Source organism: Streptomyces sp. NPDC031497 (genome assembly GCF_055580905.1).
This window is the reverse complement of sequence record NZ_JBVIKO010000066.1, coordinates 1-3256: the sequence shown is the minus strand read 5'-3', so window position 1 is coordinate 3256 and position 3256 is coordinate 1. Positions and strand designations below refer to the sequence as shown.

The 3256-nt window shown below is 69.9% G+C and carries 4 protein-coding genes; all 4 read left to right on the top strand.

The features are described 5' to 3' along the window. Positions 1 to 141, top strand: a 141-nt coding sequence (locus ACZ5K7_RS48245; RefSeq protein ID WP_468924959.1) for a carboxyl transferase domain-containing protein, incomplete at its 5' end; no start/stop codon positions are given. A gap of 58 nt (positions 142 to 199) precedes the next feature. Beyond that, positions 200 to 874, top strand: coding sequence for a DsbA family oxidoreductase (locus ACZ5K7_RS48240; protein ID WP_468924957.1), 675 nt, complete (start codon positions 200 to 202; stop codon positions 872 to 874). A 158-nt stretch (positions 875 to 1032) separates the two neighbouring features. Continuing rightward, complete coding sequence (locus tag ACZ5K7_RS48235; RefSeq protein ID WP_351700645.1) at positions 1033 to 2616, top strand: FAD-binding oxidoreductase; 1584 nt, start codon at positions 1033 to 1035, stop codon at positions 2614 to 2616. A gap of 118 nt (positions 2617 to 2734) precedes the next feature. Continuing rightward, positions 2735 to 3172, top strand: coding sequence for a DUF6069 family protein (locus ACZ5K7_RS48230; protein ID WP_468924954.1), 438 nt, complete (start codon positions 2735 to 2737; stop codon positions 3170 to 3172). The last annotated feature ends 84 nt before the right edge of the window (positions 3173 to 3256 follow it).

Genomic DNA, 3256 nt, shown 5'->3' with positions numbered 1-3256 from the left:
TACTACGCGGCCGAGCGCGGCCTGGTCGACGACGTCATCGACCCGGCCCAGACCCGCGAGGTGCTCGCCAAGTCGCTGGCGATGCTGCACACCAAACACGCCGACCTGCCCTCCCGCAAACACGGCAATCAGCCACAGTGAAAGGGAACTTGACCGCATCAGCCCAAGGGAGGCAACCCCTGTGGAGAAGCAACCGCCGATGAGCACGACGGTGCGTGTACGGATCGCGCTGGACGTGATCTGCGTGCACTCCTATCTCGGCTACACCCGCTTCACCCGCGCGGCGGACCGGCTGCGCGCCGAGGGCCACCGGGTCCAGGTGGAGTTCCTGCCCTTCGAACTCGCGCCGGGCGCGGGCACCGAAGGGCAGCCCCTGCTCCCCGTACTGGAGCGGATGTTCGGCCCGCAGGCCGTACGGCAGACGCTCCAGTTCGCCGAGCAGGTGGCCGCGGAGGGGCTGGAACTCCACTACGAACGCGCGGTGGCCACCGGCACCTTCGAGGCACACCGGCTCATCGCCCGGGCAGCGCGCCAGGGCAGGGCCGAACAGATGGTGGAGCGTCTCTTCCGCGCCCACTTCACGGACGGACTGCACATCGGCGACCGAGCCACGCTCGCCCGGCTCGCCGAGGAGGTCGGTGTCACGACGAACGACTCCGGCTCGGGGCCGGCGGCATCGGCATCGGCATCGGCATCGGCATCGGAAACGGAAACGGAGCGGCTGCAGGCCGAACTCGACCGCGTGCGCGGGCTCGGCGTCAGCGGTGTGCCGGTGTTCTTCATCGACGGCGCACGGCCCCTGACCGGATCCCAGCCGGAGGCCGCGCTGCTCGCGGCTCTCCGCGAGGCGGCGCCGACCGCCTCGGACACCTGACCTGAGTGTCCGGAACCTCAATTTTGGTATCGACGCACGACAGATCCACGTCAAGCGCGTGCTGACGACTCCCCGGAACTGATTGGCTGAAGTCCACCCCCGGCACGCATCCGTCAATGCGGTGATTTGTCTGCATCCCAGCACAGATAGGGCTCAACATGTTTTCGCGACGCAAGTTTCTGGGCTCCGCGATAGCGGTGGCCGGTGCCACCGCGGGGTTCGCCGCACTGCCCTCCGCTGCCCAGGCCGCCACCCAGGCCGCCCCGGAGGTGATCGTCAGACCGGGCGACGCCCGTTACGCCGAGCTCACGCACCGCGGTTACAACACCCGGTTCGTGGCCACCCCGGACGAGATCTGGCTCGTGCACTCCGCCTCCCAGGTGGAGAAGGCGGTGAACCAGGCCATCGCCAACAACCAGCGCATCACGGTGCGCAGTGGCGGTCACTGCTTCGAGAACCTGGTCGACGCCCCTCAGTTCCGGCTTCTCGTCGACATGTCCGAGATGAAGAGCGTCACCTTCGACCCGGCGCTGAACGCCTTCGCCGTCCAGGCCGGCGCCCAGCTCGGCGACGTCTACAAGGCGCTGTACGAGGGCTGGGGCGTCACGGTCCCGGGCGGCGTGTGCCCGGAGGTCGGCGTCGGGGGCCACGTCTCCGGCGGCGGCTACGGCCCGCTCTCCCGTCGCTTCGGCCTCGTCGTGGACCACCTGTACGCCATCGAGATCGTCGTGGCGGACAGCCGCGGCAAGGCCTGCACGATCGTCGCCACCCGCGAGGCGAACGACCCGCACCGCGACCTGTGGTGGGCGCACACCGGCGGTGGCGGCGGCGGGTTCGGCATCGTGACGAGGTTCTGGTTCCGTAGCCCGGGTGCCACGGGCAGCCCGTCCTCGCTGCTGCCCAAGCCGCCCGCGCGGATGCGCGAGACCATCGTGACCTGGCCCTGGGCGCAGCTGACCGAGGCCGCCTTCACGCGTCTGGTGATGAACCACGGCGCCTGGCACGCCGCGAACAGCGCTCCGGGATCCCCGTACCAGGTGATGCACAGCTCGCTCCAGCTGCACTCGTCGCTCGCGCAGACGGTCCAGCTGGAGATCCGTATCGATGCCACGCTGCCGAACACCGCCAAGCTCCACGACGACTACATCAGCGCGGTCAACGCGGGCGTCGGGGTGCAGCCGACGATCGACGTCAAGGAAGGCACCTGGCTCGAGATCGCCCTGGAGCCGACCGCCAGCTACGGCGCGTACTCGCGCCAGAAGTCCATGGGCGGCCACCTGCGCAAACCGCTGACGACGACTCAGGTCGGCGCGGTCTACCGCTCGCTGACCGACCCGAACCACAACGGCGTCGGCCTGGTGTACCTGGCGGCGTACGGCTGCCAGATCAACACCCTGTCGTCGTCCGCCAGGGCGATCGCGCAGCGGGACTCCGTCATCAAGCTCTGGTACTCCAACAACTGGTCCGAGCCGGCCGATGACGCGATCGAGGTCGAGTGGCTGCGCACACTCCGCAAGAACGTCCACGGCGCGACCGGCGGCTTCCCGGTGCCCAACGACCAGCAGGACGGCGGCTACATCAACTACCCGGACGTCGACATGCGCGACCCGGCGCAGAACACGTCCGGGGTGCCCTGGTACTCGCTCATCTGGAAGGGCAACTACCCGAGGCTGCAGCAGGTGAAGAACACCTACGACCCCAAGAACGTCTTCCGGCACGGTCTGTCCCTGGACCCTTCCTGACACACCGCTCGGGTGGTCCGTCCTCGCGTCGGAAGCGCACACCCCCCATCTCGACGAGCACCGCGCCGGGCCCGGCCCGAACCCGCTCCCGGCGCGGCACGACAGCCCGGAGGGCTCAATGACCAGCAGTAACCCCGCTGCCACCAACACCGCTCCAAGGCGGCGGGCACTGCCCGCGTGGCAGGCCGTGGCAGGGGCCGCCGTCCTCGCCGCGGTCGTCAATCTGATCGTCCTGTACATCGGGGACGCCGCCGGGGCCTCGCTGGCCCTGAAGCTCAACGGCAAGCCCGACGACATCGGCGCCGGTGACGTGATCTTCATATCGATCGTCGCGCCGGTGATCGGCATCACGTCCATCGTGCTCCTGGCCCGCTGGAAGCCGGTGTTCCTGCGGGTGGGCCAGCTCGTGAGCGGCGCGGTGGCGGTACTCACCGCCATCGGCCCGCTCACCCTGGACACCGACGGCGGCACCGCCGCCACACTGATCACGATGCACCTGTTCGTCGGCTTCGTCGCGGTGGCCGCGCTGGAAGTGATCCGCCGGTCCCGCGTCTGACACAGGGGATTCGCCGGGCGGGGGGGGGGGGGGGGGGGGGGGGGGGGGGGGGGGGGGGGGGCGGGGGGGGGGGGGGGGGGGAAG

Bases quoted from the DNA above. Each gene is read 5' to 3' on its own strand.
- ACZ5K7_RS48230 (WP_468924954.1), top strand. From the start codon at position 2,735: ATGACCAGCAGTAACCCCGCTGCCACCAACACCGCTCCAAGGCGGCGG.
- ACZ5K7_RS48235 (WP_351700645.1), top strand. From the start codon at position 1,033: ATGTTTTCGCGACGCAAGTTTCTGGGCTCCGCGATAGCGGTGGCCGGT.
- ACZ5K7_RS48240 (WP_468924957.1), top strand. From the start codon at position 200: ATGAGCACGACGGTGCGTGTACGGATCGCGCTGGACGTGATCTGCGTG.